The sequence below is a fragment of the Haloferax sp. Atlit-12N genome (assembly GCF_003383095.1).
Taxonomy (GTDB): Archaea; Halobacteriota; Halobacteria; order Halobacteriales; family Haloferacaceae; genus Haloferax.
This window is the reverse complement of sequence record NZ_PSYW01000035.1, coordinates 1-1,681: the sequence shown is the minus strand read 5'-3', so window position 1 is coordinate 1,681 and position 1,681 is coordinate 1. Positions and strand designations below refer to the sequence as shown.

At 57.2% G+C, this 1,681-nt stretch carries 1 protein-coding gene and 1 pseudogene; one reads left to right on the top strand and one right to left on the bottom strand.

The annotated features are described in order from the left end of the window. Positions 1 to 1,373 (bottom strand): FAD-binding oxidoreductase (locus tag C5B90_RS19815; protein ID WP_148708270.1); only part of this gene is annotated, 1,373 nt, incomplete at its 3' end. A gap of 92 nt (positions 1,374 to 1,465) precedes the next feature. Here C5B90_RS19815 and C5B90_RS21105 point away from each other — a divergent pair. Further along, a pseudogene (locus C5B90_RS21105) lies at positions 1,466 to 1,681 on the top strand (xylose isomerase); the annotation flags it as partial.

Genomic DNA, 1,681 nt, shown 5'->3' with positions numbered 1-1,681 from the left:
ATGAACATCTTTCCAGGATTGAGGGTTCCGTTCGGGTCAAAAGCGCGCTTTATCCGCCGCATCAACTCCATCGTTCCGTGGCTGTACTCACTCGCTAAGTGCTGTTTCTTTCCCATTCCGACGCCGTGTTCACCTGTGCAGGTCCCGCCAAGGTCGATTGCGCGTTCGACTATGTTACGATCAACACGCTCGCCCGTGACGCGCTGTCTGTCGTCGTCGCTCCTCACGAAGATCGTATAGTGGACGTTCCCGTCCCCAGCGTGTCCGAAACACGGAATTTCTAGGCCGTACTCGTCCTCCAGAGAGGAGATGTATCGAATGAGGTCCGCGTAGGTGCTGATCGGAACGGTCACGTCGCCCGAAGTGAGAATCGTCAACTCAGGATTGTAGTTTTTGAGCGCGGTTGCCATCTCTTCTCGGACCATCCACAGCGTTTCCATCTCCGCGCCGGACTCCCCGACTGCACAGTCGACGACCGGATGCTGATCGACAACCGACTCGAAGAACGCCACCTCGTCCTCGGCACTGTGGTTTGTATGAAACTCCACGAATACCATCGGTCGCTCTTCGAGCCCCGCATCAAGGTGCTCGTTGACTATTTCGACACTCAATTTATCAAGCAGTTCGATTTTGGCGACGTCGACACCCCAGCGAATCACGTCGGAAGTAAAGGTCGATGCGCCGCCGACCGTATCGAACGTCACCCGGCCCCCCCAGACTTGCTCTGGTCGCCCTGTGAGCTCAAGCGTTGCCTCGGTGACGACGGCGAGAGTGCCCTCGCTCCCGACGAGGAGGTCGAGCAGATTGTACCCGGCGGATGTCTTCGCCGCGTTGGTTCCGGTCTCAATGATCGTCCCGTCCGGAAGCACCGCTTCGAGTCGCAGAATCCAGTCGTGAACTTCCCCGTATTTTACTGTTTGCATGCCGCTAGCGTCGTTTGCGATCATCCCACCGATAGTCGAGATGTCACCCGACGATGGCAGCGGTGGGAAGAAAAGACCGTACCGCTCGACGGCATCGTTGATACTACTGCCCAGGACGCCCGGTTGGACGTCGATTTGGAAGTCGTCGGGACGCACGTCGAGCACGGAGTTCATCTTCGTCATGTTCAGACTGATTCCTCCTCGGACAGGTACTGGATGGCCTTCGAGGCTCGTCCCGGCCGCGTATGGGGTCACCGGAACACCGTGAGAATTTGCTGCAGAAAGTACAGTCGCGACGTCGGCCGTCGATTCGGGCCACACGACGACGTCCGGAAGGGAGGCGTCATCCTCGTTGGTTCCCCAGTCACTTCCGTGGCGCTTTCGGCTCTCGTCGCGGGTTGATATCTGTGATTCATCCAATCGAGAGTCGTACAGGAAGCCGTACTTCATATGATGCGTGGTAACGTCACACTCGTACATATATCGGTCGCTGTGAGAGCGACACCAGTAGATGTATTACACTCTCAGACGAGTCGCTATCCGTGGTTCATACAGCGATAAATCTTTACACGGTTCGAGACGCAGCACACGGAACACTAGACCTGCTTGAGCGAGTATCAGACGCCGGATACGACGGCGCCGAACTGGCGTACGAGTTCGTCGACGCGGAGCCGACTGCTGTCAGGTCGAAACTTGACCATATTAATCTCGACTGCCCGGCGGCGCACATCGAAATCGGTCCGCTGACGAACCGGACC